This window comes from Candidatus Tumulicola sp., assembly GCA_036490475.1.
Taxonomy (GTDB): Bacteria; Vulcanimicrobiota; Vulcanimicrobiia; order Vulcanimicrobiales; family Vulcanimicrobiaceae; genus Tumulicola.
Genome location: DASXDT010000006.1, coordinates 692,108 through 711,520, shown reverse-complemented (window position 1 = coordinate 711,520; position 19,413 = coordinate 692,108). Strand labels below are relative to the sequence as shown.

General features: G+C 54.4%; 12 protein-coding genes. 5 read left to right on the top strand and 7 right to left on the bottom strand.

Going from position 1 to position 19,413, the window contains the following annotated elements:
* Nucleotides 1–283 precede the first annotated feature (283 nt).
* Nucleotides 284–898 (top strand): hypothetical protein, encoded by a 615-nt coding sequence (locus VGF98_10905; GenBank protein ID HEY1682136.1) that lies wholly within the window; start codon nucleotides 284–286, stop codon nucleotides 896–898.
* A gap of 909 nt (nucleotides 899–1,807) precedes the next feature.
* Here VGF98_10905 and VGF98_10900 read toward each other — a convergent pair.
* From VGF98_10900 to VGF98_10880, 5 genes are all read right to left on the bottom strand, one after another.
* Entirely contained in the window at nucleotides 1,808–2,260 is a 453-nt protein-coding gene (locus tag VGF98_10900) for a GNAT family N-acetyltransferase (GenBank protein HEY1682135.1), read from the bottom strand.
* Nucleotides 2,261–2,367: 107 nt separating this feature from the next.
* On the bottom strand, nucleotides 2,368–2,673 hold the full coding sequence (locus VGF98_10895) for a hypothetical protein (GenBank protein HEY1682134.1): 306 nt from the start codon (nucleotides 2,671–2,673) through the stop codon (nucleotides 2,368–2,370).
* A complete protein-coding gene (locus VGF98_10890) occupies nucleotides 2,666–3,412 on the bottom strand; it encodes a TIGR04255 family protein (GenBank protein ID HEY1682133.1) in 747 nt (248 codons plus the stop codon). The genes VGF98_10895 and VGF98_10890 overlap by 8 nt, the downstream gene beginning before the upstream one ends.
* Before the next feature lie 376 nt (nucleotides 3,413–3,788).
* Complete coding sequence (locus VGF98_10885; protein ID HEY1682132.1) at nucleotides 3,789–4,076, bottom strand: hypothetical protein; 288 nt, start codon at nucleotides 4,074–4,076, stop codon at nucleotides 3,789–3,791.
* Between the two features lie 1,797 nt (nucleotides 4,077–5,873).
* Nucleotides 5,874–7,154, bottom strand: coding sequence for an Nramp family divalent metal transporter (locus VGF98_10880; GenBank protein HEY1682131.1), 1,281 nt, complete (start codon nucleotides 7,152–7,154; stop codon nucleotides 5,874–5,876).
* 1,064 nt (nucleotides 7,155–8,218) lie between these two features.
* Here VGF98_10880 and VGF98_10875 point away from each other — a divergent pair.
* Nucleotides 8,219–9,574: an alkaline phosphatase family protein gene (locus VGF98_10875; GenBank protein HEY1682130.1), complete on the top strand. Its 1,356-nt coding sequence runs from the start codon at nucleotides 8,219–8,221 to the stop codon at nucleotides 9,572–9,574.
* 2,642 nt (nucleotides 9,575–12,216) lie between these two features.
* Here the strand turns inward: VGF98_10875 and VGF98_10870 are convergent.
* Together VGF98_10870 and VGF98_10865 are read right to left on the bottom strand one after the other, a co-directional pair.
* A complete protein-coding gene (locus tag VGF98_10870; protein HEY1682129.1) occupies nucleotides 12,217–14,379 on the bottom strand; it encodes a glycosyl hydrolase family 28-related protein in 2,163 nt (720 codons plus the stop codon).
* A gap of 63 nt (nucleotides 14,380–14,442) precedes the next feature.
* Entirely contained in the window at nucleotides 14,443–15,366 is a 924-nt protein-coding gene (locus VGF98_10865; GenBank protein HEY1682128.1) for a hypothetical protein, read from the bottom strand.
* A 1,244-nt stretch (nucleotides 15,367–16,610) separates the two neighbouring features.
* Here VGF98_10865 and VGF98_10860 point away from each other — a divergent pair.
* From VGF98_10860 to VGF98_10850, 3 genes are all read left to right on the top strand, one after another.
* Complete coding sequence (locus VGF98_10860; GenBank protein HEY1682127.1) at nucleotides 16,611–16,859, top strand: hypothetical protein; 249 nt, start codon at nucleotides 16,611–16,613, stop codon at nucleotides 16,857–16,859.
* 115 nt (nucleotides 16,860–16,974) lie between these two features.
* Entirely contained in the window at nucleotides 16,975–17,523 is a 549-nt protein-coding gene (locus VGF98_10855; GenBank protein HEY1682126.1) for a GNAT family N-acetyltransferase, read from the top strand.
* Nucleotides 17,524–18,087: 564 nt separating this feature from the next.
* Complete coding sequence (locus tag VGF98_10850) at nucleotides 18,088–18,585, top strand: hypothetical protein (GenBank protein HEY1682125.1); 498 nt, start codon at nucleotides 18,088–18,090, stop codon at nucleotides 18,583–18,585.
* Nucleotides 18,586–19,413: the final 828 nt, after the last annotated feature.

The window sequence follows — 19,413 nt, the reverse complement described above, 5'->3', positions numbered from 1 at the left end:
GCGTCTCCCGGCCGCAAGCGCGGCGCCGGCGCCCGGTCGAGTAAACGCCGCCCCATTCGTAAAGGCAAGCGGAAGGCCACGCGATCAGGTAGGCGGTGAGCTCGTCGAAGCGGGCCGACAGCATCGATCGCGTACCGGTGTCCCGCCGGGAAGTGCCCGCACATCGTGTCGATGCACGTCGCTGACGGCCACTGTGTGATATGCCGTGAGAAGGCCGCGAGCGAACGAAGCGGGCGAGTGGGGATGCGTATAAAAGATGTGTAGCGGAGGCTGGTGGTGCGATGTGGATTGGTCCGTGGCCGTCGGCGGTGCGCTCGTTATCGTTGGCGTTGCTCAGATCGTCGCGGTCGTTTTAGTCGGCCGTTGGGCCTGGCGTTCCGCGATGAAACAGATCGACGAGGTTCGAACGTCGAATTCCTCACAGCAAGCGAACTATCAAGCTGCGCTGACCCAAGCAAACGGCCAGCAGCAAGTAAATCTTGCGTTCGCGATGCTGCGACAGTACCACGAAAAGACGACTGTCTCGGGGATCACTTGGTCGGCTGCGGAGTGTTCGGAACACCTAATGAGGCTGGCGGAAAGCAAGAAGATCGCGAGCATTAAGTCCGATGTCGGACACTATTATAGCGGTCAGCGATCGAATGTGTCGGATCAGGGCGCTCTTACAAAAGCGGTCAGTGCCGCAATTATCGTAAATAACTATTACATACGAGCCGTAGCGCTGCTGAAGCGAAAGCTGATCGACGAAGATCTTATGATGACGTTGGGAGACTTAGCTGCAGGCGCCCTACCATACGCCCAGGCTGTATCTCCGCCTCACATCAAAACAAAGGCATACGAAGTCTTTGTGGCGCGATGGAACGTCATCAGTCATCCGGACAAGACGAATGCCGGTTAGCATCTGGCTGAATGACCGAGTGTTTGACAAATCCTATCACGGCTTGGCGAGATCCGGGTTTTACCGTACGATTCGCAGCGTTGAACCGAATGAGACGGCGGCCCTAAGCGCGAGACTAGAGCCACCACCTTTCCAGACTCTAAGCTATGTTACGAGGTAGTACAGCTAGCGTAAACCGTGATGGTGATTGTGGCACTATTACTGAGATCCGTGACGTTTACTCGCCATTCATTCTGTCCTATTACGGGATAACTGCCGTAAACATAGGCATAACTTAGGCTGTAGGAACTTCCGAACTGGTATCCGCCAGCGGCGGTATGTTGACCACTGGGGCAGCTAACCGTTGGAGCATAATTACCGGCTGAAGTATAGCTGAACGACTGGCTTTCCCATGTGAACGAACTTGTGTTGGGATGAGCGTGACCGCTCGCCGGGAGCACCGCGGCTGACGCCGATCCTCCCGAACTCGAAGAAGATCCCGCTCCCCCGCACGCGGTGATTAGAACGACCGCTGCCACTAGAACCGATACACGCGCGCTTAATTTCGTCATGTCTGCTCCTTGGGCTAGAGCCCACTATTTATAAGTAAGGGAGCCGCGACAAAGCGAACGTTCGAAACCAAGCAGCGAAGCCTGACCCCAAAGCGCCGCTTAATCGTGCTTACCATACCCTTCAATGCAAGCGAGCCTAGCCCTCTGTCTGACGATCTTTGAGCCAATCCAGTTGATCGCGCGAAATCGCATGCGGAAGCTCGTTGCTGACAGTCATCTGAGCAATGCCGAATCGAATCCCCTGACAGAACTGAAAGCGAACGGAATAATCATAGGAGCGGGTCGTCCGCGCCTTAAGTCGGTCTAACAGCGTGAAGTTTTACTAAGTGTCGCTAGCGACCGAAATTATTTGCAAGACCTACGACACTACCACTTCGTGAGCGGCAGGTAGGGTTATTATCATCCGTTGGAAAGACTCGCCATCATAAGTACTCGGCTTGCCGTGATTCTCGAATCCTTCGGTATCGTAGATATGAATGGCTCGCGCATTTTCGACATGCACTAATAATCCAAGCAGTTCCGAAACGGTATCTCGGCGTCTCAAAGCCTCAACGATGACGCCTTGCAAAATTTCTCTGCCGTACCCGCGGTTGCCGTGAGTTACTGAAACGGCTAGGTTGGGGATAATTTGAACGACAACTTTCTTGCTTCCGTTCGGGCGTGGATAGCTCCATTCGGTTTGCCCCAAGGAGGCGAAGCCAACGAGCTCATCTACATTCCAGAAAAGCCAAACACGCAAGCCAGAGTCAGTTCTCATTTGCTGCAAGGCCTCATCGCGAAGAAAGTTGGCTACGTTTCGATCGCGGGGCAAGCTCCCACAATCAAAGAGTCGTACCCCGTCGAGGCTAAGATTCGCTTCGACAAGGAGCGTCTTGCTAAGAGCCAAGTTGACCGTCAGTTAAGAGAGATACGCCAGTCCTATTTGTCGGGAATGCTACGCAGATGCCGACCGATTAACGGTGAAGGGCGCCTCTTGATGTCATCAAGTTCCGCAACCTCTTCGTCAGTCAATGTAATCGGCCTTAATGCATAAGGGCGGCGATCATGCTCCCCCATATTTGCGTAAAGACGGTTGAAGTCGATGCTCTTGCTGAGTTCAGCCAACACTGCCTCAAGCGTTTTATTCACCTGTTTGTTGGCGGTTCCACCCTGCAGCTTGCCAAGAAGGAGGGGGTCGTCGCCGCTCAGCTTGTAATCAAGCGTCGGTACGGCATACTCACTCATGTGTTTCCTCTTTTAAGGTACGTCCAAATTGATCTTTCAATATGGGCTTTAATTGCGATTCGAAAACGCTGTTTTTGATGTTTCGTAGCGTCGGAATTTGCTCCCAAACTTCGCTTTCACTTGTCACGGTCATGCTTACCGTGTTGTCGAGCATTATGTACCCGTACCGCTCGCCACGCGGTAGATTCGTCATGAGCACCGATAGCTCGGTCCGCGGCTCAGTTTGTATCGTAACTCTGTAGAACATTGTGAGGGCATCGAAAAGTTGCGAAGGGTCCGGGTAAGTGGGATGAGTGTTAAACAGCTCATGCAACGGCACGCCCAACGGAAAGGGTATAGAATTAACGTACCGCACCTGCACCTCGACTATGGCAAGCGAGGACAAGGCTTCTTTGTAAGCGCCCCAGGCCGACCGGGCGTGTTCCAAAAATTTGCGCCATCCCTCGTACGGTGCCTGCCGACTAAAATAGAATCCGTCCGATCGAGCTTGAACGCTTTCGCTTTCATCTTCCGATGTGTAGACCATGCCATATACCGTCGAAGGCACCTCAAGGTACTTCGGCTTGGAATCCGTTAGGAGTTCCGCTCTGGGAAATTTTGATCCGAGCATTTCGCCCACTCGTCCTAGCAAGGCGAATCGCTCGGTCGAAATTGGCCGGATTTTTATTATAAAAGAGGCTTCGAGGATCGGCGGAGACGCATACGAGGGCCACTCACTTGGGCCTTGCTCACTCACCACGCTTCCTGCTTCTAGGGACTGCGCGCGATAACATCCCGCTCGACGGCTTGCCCGACCGGCATTCAACCCGTTCCCCAATATCGCCGCGCGGTCTCGATAGCCGCGTTTAGTCTTACGGCAAAGGCCGTCTCGCCGCCGACATCCGGATGCACCGTGAGCATGTGCTTTCGGTAACTCCGCTCCGCCTCGACGAGCGACTTCGGATCCCCAAGCAGCACGCGCCAAGTTTCGATCGGCCCGGGATGCCCCTTCGGGTATTGCGGGCCTCTGGCGCGCTTTCCGCACTTCCGCGAGCCTTTGGAGTCGGCTCATATCCGAAGCACGCGCCAGCGAAGCCGGAACGCCTCGCAAACGTCGCTTCGTCGATAGGCACTTGCTAGACACCGTTGCCGGCGCCGTAGTTGGCTGCCATCTGCGAGCTGGTGAGCACCGCGCTATACGACGTGAGCTTCGCAAACCGATGCGTGTTCGTCTGCAAGTTTGCTCCGTTTGCCCAACGCAGAAGAGATCCGGTTTCCGATAGAGTGGGCACCGTCGCGGTTGCAGAAACGACGTTGACGAGAGCGACGTAGAGCTTCACGCTCGTCCCGTCATAGGTGACGACGTAGTGGTGCGGGCCGTTGATTCCGGGTAGTCCGCTGTACTGACTGGTGTTGACGTTCATCCAATAGGCGCCCCCGCTCGAAAAGATGTCGAGAGCTTTGTTGTCGGTGGCCGCCTCTGCGGATCCCGAGGCCGCCCTTTCTTGCGACGCACACGTTCGCGGTCGGCCCCGGCTGGCCGTGGCCAGCTACCCGACATAATCACAAAAAGAAGGAGTTCTTGAGACATAGGCGTTAGTCGGATCTTTTTTTTTGATAAACTGCGGGTAGCGAGCTATCGCTTGATTGTCTAAGTATCGACAGATATCCAGTTCCGCTTAGAGCCGAGGAAATCTCGCCTCCTCTTAGTACCCGTGCGGCGTGCGACAGAGTTGAGGTGCTAACGATTTAGCAGTAGGATTGGCGCAGATGTTTCAAGCGCTTAAACAGACTCTGCTCAGCCGCGATGCCACCGCTAGCGAGATCTCCGACTGGCTCGGAATACCCGAGGAAAACCTAGGGAGTCGGGAACCTAAGAGCGCCTTTCAACCGATCAACAAAACAGGCTCTGTCGCTGGTGCGCATCATCGCGGCTGCCAGCAAAGCTATTGGCGATCGGAAGCGCGCGCTCAAGTGGATACGGCGTGAGAATCTGGCGTTAGGCGGTGCCGTTCCGGCGCGGCTGATTTCAACGGAGCAAGGGTTTTCCGAAGTGCGCAAAATCCTCGGTCGAATCGAATACGGCGGCATAAGTTGACGCATCGACTGACCCGGTGGAAATCAGTCGTAGCATAAAATACGGTAACCTCGAACCCGCTTCACAACGAGCAGGGCGCATTTTACTGTGGCATAAGTTGATATCTGTGCGAAAGTGCTATACCTTCGGTAAACCCGTCCACATACTGCTGCCCTGCGTCGCGATCACCCCATAGGATGCGGTTATGCCGGCTGCCGCGCTCCACGCTGAATCAAGAGCGGCGTTTACTGTTTCAAATGCATCGCTGACGTACGTAGCTGTTGGTAGCAGATAGATTGCGCCGTCGCCGCCGCTTATTCTACGTGCAAACTTCGCCGCAGCCATCTGCACGTGCAGCCGCGCGTACTGTTCCTCGGTAGTAGCCCCGTGCAATTCTACACGGACGACAACTCTGGCCATATCTTTGCTCTCCATAGTCAACTTTAGTTAGGTTCGAATAGGTCTTCGGCAAATTTCTGGTTCTACTTGTTCTTGGGTGCACTCCTACAGCAGCCCGGGCCAAAAGGGTAGCTCGCGGTGCAAAGATACGCTGTCCATTCGAGTTTTAGACGCGCGTCGTATGTCAAGGGCCGTATCCTGATGAATAACGACAACCCGCTCGAACGGAGCGATCCCGAGATTTCCTTCTTGAAACAACTCCTCGAGCGCGCGAGGCGCGCGAATCGCACGATCTGCAACTTCGATAAACAACCAAAGCGGTCGATGTAGACCTTAACCTCTCGCCTTTGCTTGCTTCCGCGAAATCCGCGCTTGAATGGAACTTCGCACCTGCCCTGCGCTCTGACCCACGTGCGGCAAGAACACTTCGAAAACGCCCTGAGAACGTTCCGCCATTAGGGCTGACGACAACATTACGTTCCATCGCTTAAGCTCCGGAAAGCAATCATCTGTGAACTCGTCCGAGATCTTACGGTCTTGCAGATGTTGACCTGCAGACAGCCAGTTCGCAAAATCGGATAAAAAGGCCGTAAGATCCGAGCGCTTATACGGAATGGCCTCGTCTGGCACGGCAGGTTGGTGGCCGAGATTCATCGCGACGCCTGTGTCCATCACACTGCGGAAGGTCAACATGATCAACCGGCCATCGAGCGACTGTGACCTCACAGCACTCCGCTTAAGCATTCTATCCGCCAATGGCCATAAAGTAGAACATGCCTAACGTCGCAGCACCCATCAGCGTTACGCTGAACCAACCCCACGCAACGGCGACACGCGAGCTGCGCCACTCTCGCATGATGGACTCATTCGATGCTAGCCAGACAATGACCGCAATTAGCGGCACGGCGGCAACACCATTGAGAATCGCTGACCAAAAGAGCGCCTTGATCGGATTGATCTTCAGCAGATCCATGACGACGCCGATAATAATCCCCGCGACGATAACGGCGTAGAAATGCTTGGCCCGGCTCGGCTTCTCGCTTAAGCCCTCGCGGAATCTGAACGTCTCCGCCGCGACGTATGCCGACGATGTCGCCAACACCGGAACGGCGAGAACGCCGGTCCCGACCATCCCGATTGTGAATAACAGGGCAGCGAAATTACCAGCCAGCGGACGTAGGGCTTCCGCTGCGTCCTGCGCCGTCGCAATGTTGTGTTTGCCATGGGCACCCAACGTTGCGGCCGTGGTAACGATGATGAAGGCCGCCACGATATTTGAATAGATCATACCCGCGTTGATATCGGTGTGCGCATCTTTAATCGATTGTTCGTCCGTGCCCCTCCGCGATGCAACGGTCGCATGACCAGCTTTCTTTTCTTCCTCCACCATTTCCGCCGATTGCCAAAAAAACAAGTACGGGGTAATGGTCGTGCCGAGGATGGCAACTATCGTCGACAGCCACTGCGATTGAAAGTGCACGGTCGGAATTACGAATCCCGATAGAACTTGCGCCCACGGTGGATGCGCGACGAACGCAGTGATGACATACGCGAAGAGAACGACGGTGAGCCACTTAAAGACCGACGCGATCATGTTGTAGGACAGCCAGACCTGTGCGGCGATCAACGCAATGCCAAAGAATATCACCCATACTTCGACTGGTATTGGGACTAGTAATTTCGCCGCTGCAGCCATACCGCCAATGTCGGCGCCAATATTGAATGTGTTCGCGACAATGACCAATGCCGCAAGCGGATACATGAGCGAACACGGCAACCGTTTGCGCATCAATGTCGCGAGACCCTCGCCCGTGACCATAGAGATCCGAGCGCACATCCCTTGGATGACCGCCATCATGGGCGTCGAGATGAATGTGAGCCACAGCAGCGAGTAGCCGGTTGTGGCACCAGTTACTGAGTAGGTTGAGATCCCGGATGGATCGTCGTCCGCCGCTCCAGTGATCAATCCTGGCCCCAACGTTCGAAAAAAATGGACGACCCGAGATCGTAGCCCCCAGTCCTTCACGGGACCGCTTTCCCCGAGTTACTTATTGGCGACGGCGCGATGCCACAATGGCATCATCGATAAGGCAGGCCTGCGTTGCACGCACGAACCAACTCGTGATACGCCGAACTGCCACGACGTTGCGATGAGCATTCGTAGCCGAACCGATCGCAAACGTTGCCGTTTATCACTATTCATCAAGGTTCGCAATACTCGCTTTGAGGGTGCAATCACCTTTTCGATCGGAACGGGGCGTCATTGCACCGTCTGCCATATGGAGTTCGTCCAATCGTCGCCCGGGATGATCCGGTCGGGCTTCAAGGAGCCGCGACCGGGGCATCACTGCGGCAAGTTTCGCAGCGAACCTAATCGGACCTAGTTCCTCGCTTGTTTGTTTTCGACGGCGAAAAGCTGATCGGACTTAGCAAACGCGATATCCTAGCAACCTTCGGCTGAACGTTTCGAAGACTAAGATTAGTATGCGGCTCACGCCGTCCGCACGCTCGCAATTTGGGGTCAAAACATTCGGCCAAGACAACGTGCTCACAAGCTTCCCGTCACGGAGACGGAACCGCCGCTGACAACTCGCTGTTCATGGTAACGGTCGCCTGTGCGGTCGGGGCTGTTCAGAGGTCGCCGGCATCTCAGGTCGATGGGTGTGTGCCTTTTCTGGAGGCGCCTTAATCAGCTCGCCGCCGTACTTTTGCAAGCTCTCGATTGGAGAAGATGCGATCTTCGTTCGGTTCCGATGGGTCAGCTGTACCCTCCTTCATTCGGAATGATGCCTAAAGTCACCACTCTCGCGTTCGGAGTGATAACCCACACGAATACGGGAAGAACCGAAACGGGACGGCTCGGACACATCCGAAGACCGTGAAGAGTTCGCGCCGCACGATAGGAAGATCGAAGCGCGGCACAGCTGACAACTCGTAATCATGGCCTGCAGCCAACTGCCTGCAGCTGACCTGGGCGCAGTTGGTCGAGCGGGATGTCATCAGGCTGTCCTCCTGTTAATGTTACCTGAGGCCAGCCGCTCGACTGCGAACCTGTCGACACTCGATGGTCGGCAAATAAGGGAGCAATTGATGAAACATTTACGCCTTATTCCGTTCGTAACCATCGTCGCATTCGCTTCATGCTCCGCACCGCAAACGGCGTCGTTGCCGGTGGGCTACGACTCCGCGAATGCTCGCACGAAAGCCGGACTCACGGGAACCTCTCCCATCCAGCACATCGTCATCATTTTTCAAGAGAATCGCACGCCCGATAATCTGTTCCAATCGCCAGCGCTGATCGCCGAGGGTGCGACGATCGCGCAGAGCGGCCCCAATTCGCACGGCCAGACCGTGCAGCTGCAGCCACAGTCTCTGGCTGCTCCATGGGACATCGAGCATAACCACCACACGTTCTTAAAGGAGTGGCACAACGGCAAACAAGACGGATTTAATCTTGTCGAACCGGTGAAACTAGCATGGCGTCCGTATTCCTACGTTCCCGCGAGCGAGGCGCAACCATACTGGGACATGGCAACGGAATATGCCTTCGGGGATCACATGTTCGAAACCGATCAATCCAGCAGCTATCCATCACACCAATACATCGTCAGCGCGACCGCGCGCGCACTGCCGCAAACGGTCGACGAAATCGCGGGCGGACCGTACTATCGCAAGACCGGTAGAAATGGCCCGGCCGGCTGCGACGCCCCGGAACAAATGCTCGTCAATACCATTAATCTACACGCCGCAATCCAAGGTCCGTCGCTGTACCCGTGCTTCGACCGGCCCTCGCTAACCGATTTCTTGGACGAGCAAGGCGTCGCGTGGAAATACTATCAGCGCAACCTCGGACCCGGTTGGTGGCATGCCTTTGACTCGATCAAACACATCCGGTACGGCTCGGACTACGCCAACGTCGTTACGCCGCCGGCCTCAATCCTCACCGACATCTCAACCGGCAATCTGCCGGGAGTCTCATGGGTCATGCCAGCCGACGACTTGCATTCGGATCACCCGGGAAGCAAAAGTGCTGCGGGTCCATCGTGGGTCGCCGCGGTCGTCAACGCCGTCGGGCAAAGCCAATACTGGAGCAGTACTGCGATCTTTATCACGTGGGACGATTGGGGCGGCTGGTACGATCACATCCCGCCCAAAATCTACAATCGCTACGAGCTCGGTTTCCGGGTACCGCTGGTCATCGTTTCGCCTTACGCCAAGAAAGGCTACGTCTCGCATCGCCAACATGAGTTTGCGAGCATCCTAGCCTTCGCGGAGGAGACATTCGGTATCAAGAAGGGTTCGCTGCACGGCACCGATATGCGTTCGGACGATTTGATGGATGCGTTTAATTTCGAGGACCCTCCAAGCGCTTTTACTCCGATAACAGCGCCGCCCTTCCAATCCGGTAACGCGCCGGATGCCATTCTCGATGCCGAGGACTACTAACCCGAGACCCGCCGGCCGATCTCTGCGTTGACCGGCCGCCTAGTGTCGCGGTACGTCCCCCTCAACCAGACATACCAAATTCGGTTTTGAGCATCGACGCTTCGATCGGCATTGCTGTACAACGCGTCGACAGAGAGATCAAAGATATGTGGTTTGATGTTCCCAATCTGCGGATCGGCCAGGTACTGAAGCCTAAAATGCGTTCGGTACATCCCGCAGAGTATGCAAATAGGAATGACGCCGACCATTCGACTGCCAGTCGACAAGAATGCGGCGCTCTAGCGACTATCGTTTCATCGTCTCTGCCTGCCAGACAGTTCTATCGTAATTCCCGTCCATTCCCAACACCAAATGCACCGTGCGAGCTAGCGGGACGTTGCAAAATACGCCCACACCTATAGATTCCCGTGATAATCGTTCGCGGCGCTCGACAGATATAGGTGGACGTCGTTGCGTTCATGGTACAGCCTACCGTTACGCGCTGCTCTGAAACCTAGAAAACTTGTGGTCGGTGTGACCTGAGGTGGGAAACTAGCCGAAGTTGAAATTGTGAGTTCCGGCCAAACACTGCAACTCGCAAAGGCGTAGTGGAAAATCTCTGTGGCTGCAATGCTCCGTCGCGCGGAGAACCTTGGAATGATAGAGGCTCAGAGCGCGAAACGACTTTGGCTCAACTGGAATCGCCGAGGATGGCGCACCGTTGAGCCGCTCGACGAGCACATAAGTTTTGAAGTGCCTCGACTGTTCGCTAATGCGCTTTGCATGATGAAGAACCTAGAGCCTAGTTGGATCGTTGATCTATGCGATGAGATTGGATTATTCCCTACTGATGTCGCTCGTTACGCAGGCATAGAGCCATTCGAGTTGTCCCTGGAAGGGGCCGCCGGACTTTCCTCTGAGCCAACGCGAAATGCGTATGGTTGGTTTAGGTTCAAAGGCGCACCAGGCGTGAACACAATTTCTTGATCATAAAGCCAGTTCTTGATCCCGAAGAATTTATCGCAGCTCTTTTTCGGTAGCTTGACTTCGGTTCCGATTGCGGCGATCCTTAACCGAGAGTATGCCAACCTTTCAGACCGGCGGGGTTTCACCTCGTCGTCGATAGTCGGCGTCAGCCGCGGGCATTCCTAACGCTTGCCATGACTGCACGTCTTCATAATCTGGGCTGAACTCAGCGTTGTACATGAGACCCACGCATCGTTCAGAAATGAGACGACCATCTCGCACTGCGGTCAATAGCGCATTATAGGGTGCCGTGCGAGTTACCGCGACAGTGTAACGGCCACCGTCAAGAGTGTCACTCCACACGCAACGATCTGAAGACGGAGGGACGCACGATGGTGCTGGTCTGTCGTGGGTGACGCACCGCATGCTGCCATTGATATCTTTGACGAAGAGATGTTGTGCATCTCCCGCCAAAGCCGCGAACGCCCGCGCATCACGCGTCACGCGGTATATCGGCCCAATGTCCGTTCGTTGAGCAGACTCGCTCTTTGGAGCATGCTTTTCAGTTTTGCGACGGCGTCGCTTCATGAATGTTGACCGATCATCGATGACGCACGGATACCGCACTCATCGGTGTTCAAATATCGCGTATGCGCCAGATAGGAGAACTGGATCTGTATCGCCCTTTTTACGGTTTTATTGCGAGGTTATCTGGCGCGTACGAACTCCGCGCTCGCTCAAGCATTTCGCCGGCACTTCCGCGCTAGTGATCGTCGAGTGATGCCGGCCGCGGCGGCGGTCGAAGTCACAATCGATGGTTTCTGAATACTGACGACTGGAGTCTCCTTCGCTCACTTTCACACAATTCCGTGCGCTGTCTGGATGGATGCGTCTTCCCCGTTTCTACCCAGGCTTCGAGGATTGGGGGCCGCGCAGGAAGCTAAGCGGCCGACGGTCACTATTTGGACATCGGAAAAAGCCACGAGCGCCTGGACTTGATGATTCGCTGAATACTACCACCGCGACTCCGCACTATTCTGGAGGTCCTACTACGTAAAGATGGCAATTTAACCTGCGTGTTAATGCCGCGTCTGTCTAGACGTTGCTGGTTGAGCGGCTTTCCCCAACAATGATTAGATGGTCCGAAAAGGCGATCCATGCTCGGGCTCGGACGCGCGATTGCCGAACGACGCCGAGCCTCCCATAGAACCCAAGAGGATTTGGCATACGAAGCCAACCTTTCGCTACGGCATCTGCAGAAAAGTGAGGCGGGCCAGACGTTTCCCCGGTTGCAAACGCTCTTCGCAATAGGAAGAGCACTTGAAATTAAGCCGCAACGACTGCTAGATCGTGCTGAAACACTTCAAGACAGCCAGAAATAACGACGCCATCGCAGGCGTCGAGGACACTTGCTGCGCGATCGCGGGCGACGGATAGCGAGTCCGGCCGAACCCCGATGATGGGAGTTTGGGCACCGATCGGGACAAAGCATTAGGGTGGTGATGTCGCGTCCCCCCGGAAGCGCAACCCTTCGCTCGATCATCGGCCATCTATTTTGTCGTTATCGCCAGCTTACAAGTCGGAAAGAGAACAGTGGCCCGATTCGAGGCGAATCGGACCACTGATTAGAGAACTCTCGAAGTCACTTCGAAGTTACAGCCCATGCACGCAGCAATTTTGTGTACGTGCGAGCTTGATCATAGGCCGACCCAAATCCAGGTCGGCGTCGGTAGAACGTTGTTGTAGGTTACCGCAATACTGCCGCCGGCCTTGACAATGAACGATTTTTGGTCGTTTGTGGCGACTTTTACCCCTGTGGTAACCCCGTTGAGGGCTACCGCTGAAACTGCGCCGGTTGTTGCCGCGATGCTGACAAAGCAATCGTAAGGATATGGGTTTTCAAAAGTCGCCATTGAAGCCGGAAAAGGCGTCAGCCCAGCCGTCAGAGTCTCGGTTGGATTAATGCCGATATTGTCCAAAATTCGGACGCCGAGAAGATGCGTGGGGCCAGAGGAGCTGTCAAGTATCGGCCGACCTATCGTATTGTCGAAAATATTTCCCTTGATGAGTACCCGCGCGGGCGTTACCGAGGGGAATCCTGACGGGAAAAAGATTCCGGTGGTCACGGTTCCCTCGACCGTGGATCCATTTCGAAAAATATTTCCCTCGATGACGATGTCATTGCCGACGATTCGTACGCCATAACCTCCAGGCAGCGCCCAACCCGCTGAGCCTGGCTGTCCATATGGGGGGGTGCCCCCACTACCGCCGAAACCGAAATCGAATACATTTCCGATGACGGTAGCGCCTACGACAGTCAGATCGACCATACTGTTGTAGCCGGGCCCGTAAATGACATTATTAGAGATGACTAACGAGCCTGGCGTTGCGGTTGCCGGAACATCATGAGCGGGGTCTGGTGGGATTTGATCGAGAATGAGGATTGCTGATTGCGGGGAGCCAAAATCCGATCCTAGGAAGATCGTGTTACCGGTAAAAATTGTCTGGCTTGCACTCTTGCCGGTTCCCGAACCCGCGCTAAAGCCTACGGATCCGAAGTTGTACATGACGTTGTTGGAAACAACCATGTCGCCGTTGCCATTGGCTCCCACTCCATCCCCGCAGTTTGTAAGGGTGTTTCCATGAACGAGTATGTGCCAGCTCCCCGGGCAATCTAACGCGTCGTTTGTGCCCGGACCGGCAGCGGGTGGGTTACTATAGCCTTCCTCGGGAGGAGGAAAATCGGATGGGACGTTGCGCTGACCAACTTTGTTGTGTGCTATGAGAACCCCGCTCAATCCGACTGATCTTATCGGTAATTGCCCAGCGCTTCCGCCAGGATTAGTACGACTGCCAGCGAGCCAGACCGGGTAATTCATGTCGACCTTGCAGTTCGCCACCGATCCGTTCATCGTAGGCACGTTTTGCTGAGAGAGCGGGGGTGAGGCGACAAAACTCGGATATCCAGCAAGCGTTTGCTGGTACGAGATCGGTACGGGACCCGATTCGTGCGCATCCAGATTCTGCGTGCCCAGCAAAACTATGCCATTAACGTTTCCATTATAAACCCACACGTTATCGACGCCACAGTCGAGTGCGTCTTGGAGTGAAATGCACGAGCCGTACAGCGCGCCAGCGGGGGTCGGTGGCTGAGCGGAAGGAGCAATCGCCGGATTGGCAACGGGATAATCGCTCTCTTCCAGAAACACTTGAGTTGGGAGACCCGCGTTGATGCCCTTGCTACCTTGGCAATCAATGGAGAGATTGCGCACGTACACTTTCTTAGCAAAGTAGCCGTCGGGAAAATTGTCCATGTCGGCCAGATAGCTTGACCACCAATTCATCGTAGCGATCACCGTGCCAACTTGAGGAGTCGCAAGATCTTCATATGGCTCACCCGTTGGACCGGTCGGGCTAAACATCAAGCCTCCGTAAAACTGCTCGCCCGCCAACAAGATCGTTTGTTCCGGACCGTCTCCTGAAAGAATGACGTTGTCGAACAAAAGAAGTGGTCCGTTTGGCAGCACGTCAACCGGTAGCGTTCCGCCCCTGCCGAAGGATGCAGGACAGTTCGGTCCGATGTAGTTGGTTCCGGCCAGCTCTGCATAAACAACCCCGGGCGGAATCGGAGCCAAGCCAGAGCACGTGACGCCGGTGGGGTCTCCAGGTAGATTTCCACTCGGCGTGTACATCGGACCACCATTGAGCAGATACGACGCCGAAGGAGCATACACGATGCCACCTCCCGCTTCATATGCAGCATTAATGGCCAGCTGAAAAGCCGGCGAATCATCGGTCAGGCCGTCTCCTACGGCTCCAAAATCTTTTACGTTATAGATGCCAAGCGCGGATAGGTCCACGTTGGCAGGGATCGATGTCAATTTACGTTCTCCTTAGCTTTAGGTTCTTAAATCGCTGCTAAACTATGGACTAACGCCGACGGAAGCGGGACCTTCAATTCCGTTTGTAACGGTCCTTACAAGCGAATTTGATCCCGCCGCATACACCGTAACGCTCCCAGTATTGCCGCTTCCGCCTTCGTTGGCAACATAGAGATTGTCAGCGGCATCCAGAGCCATAGACACTGCGCTCGGCCCAACGCCGATTGTACTCTCCGGCGTACTCTCACCTTGTGCATACCTTGCAATCGTAGAGCCGTTAAGCACGTACAGGTTACCCAACGAGTCGCAGACTACTTCCGAGGGGTTGGCTACTCCATCTTCGATCACATAGCTCGGTGAACTAGCGTTAGGGGCAAACACGAACACTTTGTCATTTATACCGGCAATGTATAGGTTTCCAGATGGGTCGAACGTCGCAGAAATGTTCCCTCCCATCCCTTGAGAAGATCCGATCGACCACGACGGTTTAGTAGCTCCAGGCGGGAAGACCATGGCCGCATCGTTATAGACAATGGCCAAATCACCGGAACTATCTACTGCGAGCGCTTCGGCTCCGTTCCATCCGTACTTTCCAACATTAATTTTTCGTACGGACTTACCTGATGCGTTATATTCGCACATCAATCTGTTTTTGCACATCGTGTACACATTGCCGACCGCATCGGCCACGAGTAAATAATAATTGCTCGAAAGGCCAATCGAGGCGATTTTCTTGGCGCCTTTGCCCTTGTAGATCGTTAAAAGTCCTGGACTCTTTACTTGACCGGGATCAGCCGGCAATTCGATATAGAGAAAGCCCGAACTACTGGCAGTCATGTTGAACAGCTTCTTGGTTAGATCATCGACCGCAACTAGTGAAATCGTCCGAAGCAGACGAGCTCCGGCGTTCGAATATACGGTTACTGTTGCGGTGCTTCCACCAAGATTCAGGGCAGACACAGTCACGTTAGCGTTCTTTTTCGCAACGGATCCATGAACCGTAGAACTAGCAGCAGTCGTCGGACCTGCGGTGAAGCTCCCCGAAGAACACGCCGCGAGAATAAATCCTGCGGCCCCACTTAGCAGATATCGTACTTGTGGAGACATAATCGAATCCTTTCGAAAGTGCGTTGAAGGCAGCACAATGTGTTGGCTTCGCAGCCCGACCTCTAAAGAGGTTTGGCTCGATGTAAGAATACTCTCAGGCGCTTCCTTGAGTCAAGGCTTCCGATATTTTGCGCAAGTCTCGAGCGCCTAATCTAGCAAATTAAACACTTAAGTCGATTTTTTGTTGGGATTCTTCAGTTGCGGCGTTCGTCAGATTTTTTGATCCGCCACAGTAGGGATTGCTCAGTAAGCTTTGTTTTGTCTTCATGAGGGTGTAGATGAATCGTTCACGCATGAAGCACGTTAGCTAACCGCGCCATAAAACTGACAAAGCGCGAGCTCGAATGTCGAAGCAATACGGCGTTCAACCGCGCTATCGAGAGCGGTGCCCCCACGAAGGGGCTAACAGTCTTTGCAAAGCCGATAGCCGTTTTTGCCTTCCTCTCGTTCATTTTTCGGAATGTCGCGGCCCGCGCGACAGTTTTCGTTGTTATGGTACACCCGTTCATTGACGGGCTTAAGACCTTCGTTGATCGAGTAGTAATCGGCCATCATACTCTTCCATTCTTCCCGGCAAGCGTCGTTGGTACAGCATGCTGCTTCCAATCAAGCGCCCTGTTGCCTTGGATGTGCTTCCGTAGTAGCGTAGTCTGGTGGCTGCTTTTAGCTAGCTACTGAGCTAGTCCTTTCGACCTCGTGTCGATGGACTGCGGAGGCACTACAAATGGCGCTATTTCTAGCGCTTCTTCTCTTGTTTTCTCCAACCGGTCACTCCATCAGTTCTCATGAAGTGACCGTGGTCGCACCGCTTGGCGACGGAAGCCCGGGAGGGATGCCGGGCGGCCAACTCCTCGGAAGGGGGAAGGGGCAACTCAAGCCCCTTCCCGTATAATGCGGCGTGAGTAATTCCCGAAATTCTCTCAAGAGACGGCAATGGCACGAAACTCTCAGGCAAGCTTTTAACAGCGGACAGTACCGTAACGCTGCTTCAATCTTCGAAGAGCATAGGGCGTTTCCTCGCACCGGGGGCTGTAGCATGCATCAATTCAGTATGCTACTGACGGTAGACTCACTAAGTAATCGTTTTCGGAGGTGACTTGAACATGGGCGCAGTCTTTCTACTCTATATCTTTTTTGCACCCGACTCGAATGCGGTGGCGCAAGCGCAAGACGTCGAACAATTTCTTGCGCAGCGTGGACACCCTTTTACGCATCCTGTGCCGAACGTGTTGCTCATAGAAGCGATGCCAGGAACCGGGGCTTTAGAGATCGCTGAAGGAATTGCTCCAATGTTGGTAAGTGGTTACCATATCGTCGTCGCCGAGCTGAACGATAACCGAGTCATCGCGTAATCAGAACTCTCCGGCGGACAGCAGTAGCTGGTCGCACATCAGAAACGTGCCGGCGGAGCTGCTTAGTCGTCGATAATGAAGAATTGATCGTCGAAGATGGTGAACTGGGCATCGCATGGAAAAAGTCGAAATCGCTCCTTGGGCGTCGGATCGCGATCGCTTCGACATCGCGACGGAACTAATCAATGAGGCATACGCGCTTCACAATGACCAGGGAATACGGTTCGGGGCAGCCACACAATCTTTGAAGGTTACCCGCCGCCGAATCGAAACGGCAACGGCCACGTGGGTTGCGAGAATGGGACAAATCATCGTGGGCGTCATTTCCTACTACGATCACGTTCGGTATCCGCGAGCCGAACCTAAATGGTATGCGCACACAAGTGTCGGTCACTTCGGACAATTTGCCGTCGCGCCCTGGAAACAGCGCCTTGGTATCGGACGCAGCTTGCTTTCGCATGTTGAAGACAGGGCTGTCGCAGACCGCATGTCGGAACTGTGCTGCGACACAGCAAGCACCGCAATGGAATTGCTGCTATTTTATAAACGTCTTGGCTTCGAAGAGGTTGATCGACACCAATGGCAACGTCAAGATTACGAATCAATCGTCCTGAGCAAACGCCTTGGGCTCCGAGAAATCGGATCTCAGCAGTCGCTTACGTAATGATCCTAGTTTAAAAGCGACCGCGAAGCCGCCATAGGCTCAGCAGCACCGATACGACCGTTCGTCGGAAGTTCGCCTTCACTTTTCAGCATTCCAAAGCTTCGCTTTTCGTCGCTTCATCCGACCAGATCTGTGCTTCGGATCGGAATCACTATGCCGCGCGCTGCATTCACGCCCCTGAGGTCCGACGCGCGCTTGCGTGCGTTGTTAAGAATCCACCTGACGAGCCAAGGATCGATCCCCGTATCAGAAGCTTGCGAAATCCGGTCGATTGTCGATCCGCACAACAGTTCCGCCATCTTGTATAGAGCGCGCGCGCGTTCACGAGGTACGGCATACTCGGCTCGCTCTTGTAAACTCCAGCCCATTTTTGCTATGCTGCGAGAGAAGGCAGTATACTTTCGGTCCGAGAGTGAGTCGTTGTGAAAGCAACCGATAAAAATTTGATGCGGAAAGGGCACGCCTGGCGATAACGTCGTATGTCGTTGTCCTTACCGCGAAGCTGAATGGCATAAAAATAAGCGCGCAGGGTCCCGGAGATAGTTTGGATAATTTGGCCTCATCATGGCAACGTTCGTTCCGCTTGGACCATTTCGACTTCCAATAGCGAAGATGCCTCACGGGCGCAGGATCGATAAAGACCGTATGCGGACTTTTTTTGAAGAGAGCAAGTGCGCCGACGATCGGGGCGTTTACGTGTTCACGCTGAGAACTTCGCGTGGCGCTGAATATCCATATTATGTTGGCCACACCCTGAACGACTTCGCCAGCGAGTGCTTCCAGCCCCATAAGATCGAGAAGTACAACGACATTCTTGCGAGACATCGTGGGACCGCATGGATGTACTTCTTGGCGCTTGAATCCAAATATAACGAAAAGGCCATCAAGGCCTTAGAAGTAACATTCATAGGTCTCGGAATGGAGCGAAATCCACGTATGCGCAATGTGATGCACACACGCAAGGATGAAATTGACGTTATCGACGTTATGGGAGCCAAGCGTAAAAAGGGCGCGCGACTTAAGGCGGCGCGTCTTCTTCGTGCAACCATGGGACTAGCATGACGTGACGAATGGGTGACGCGGTCTCGAATGCGCGCTGCGTTACTTATAGGCGAAAGGGCTGCGAGTGATTTACCCCCTCTCGTAACCTTTGGACTATTAAGCTGCGCTGTTACTGTAGCGGGGTGAATTCTTAGTTTGGGAATGCTCGCACGGCGCCACCGATTCGTACTTGCGAAGACGCGCGTTTCCGTCACACAAAAGCTATCGTGGCAACTAACTGCACCAAGTGCTTCGACGAGTTCACGCACGACCGCCGATGGAGACGTTTCGTCGAAACTTGCTTCACCCCACCCAAATCTCAAAAGTGGTTGGACCTCCAGATCACTCATAGAGCACCACGCCAACTGCGATGGCACATTTACAGCCATAAATACCACCCTCGAGTCAAGGTGACGCACTACATAACATGGCGAGAAGAAGTCGTCGCCTTTTCCCTTAGCCGGTTCTCAAGATGGCGCCAACCGCCTACAATTAGTCTCCGGTAGTCTCGGGCAATTTCTTTGCGGTGTCAGCCCTACTGGACGCAACAGCTCGCAATGCGGCGTAATATATGGCATCCGCCCAGACGTCTCGTGGAACTGCCATCGAGGATACTGAATGCGACGACCGTCGCGAACTGCCAGCAGACCGTTTCGTTCGTGCAAGCCGCAGAACAGTCGAGCGCGACCGCGAGATTAATCTTGCGGCACCGGCAGCGTCTACCAATCCGGTAAATATTCTTGCGCGCAGCGCTTCTAGGCGCTCAGCGTTTCGCGCACACATCTGTTCGAGGTCCGCTTGCGACTTTTGGGCGTTGCTCTCAGCCATCCTCACATGAGCTTCACCGAC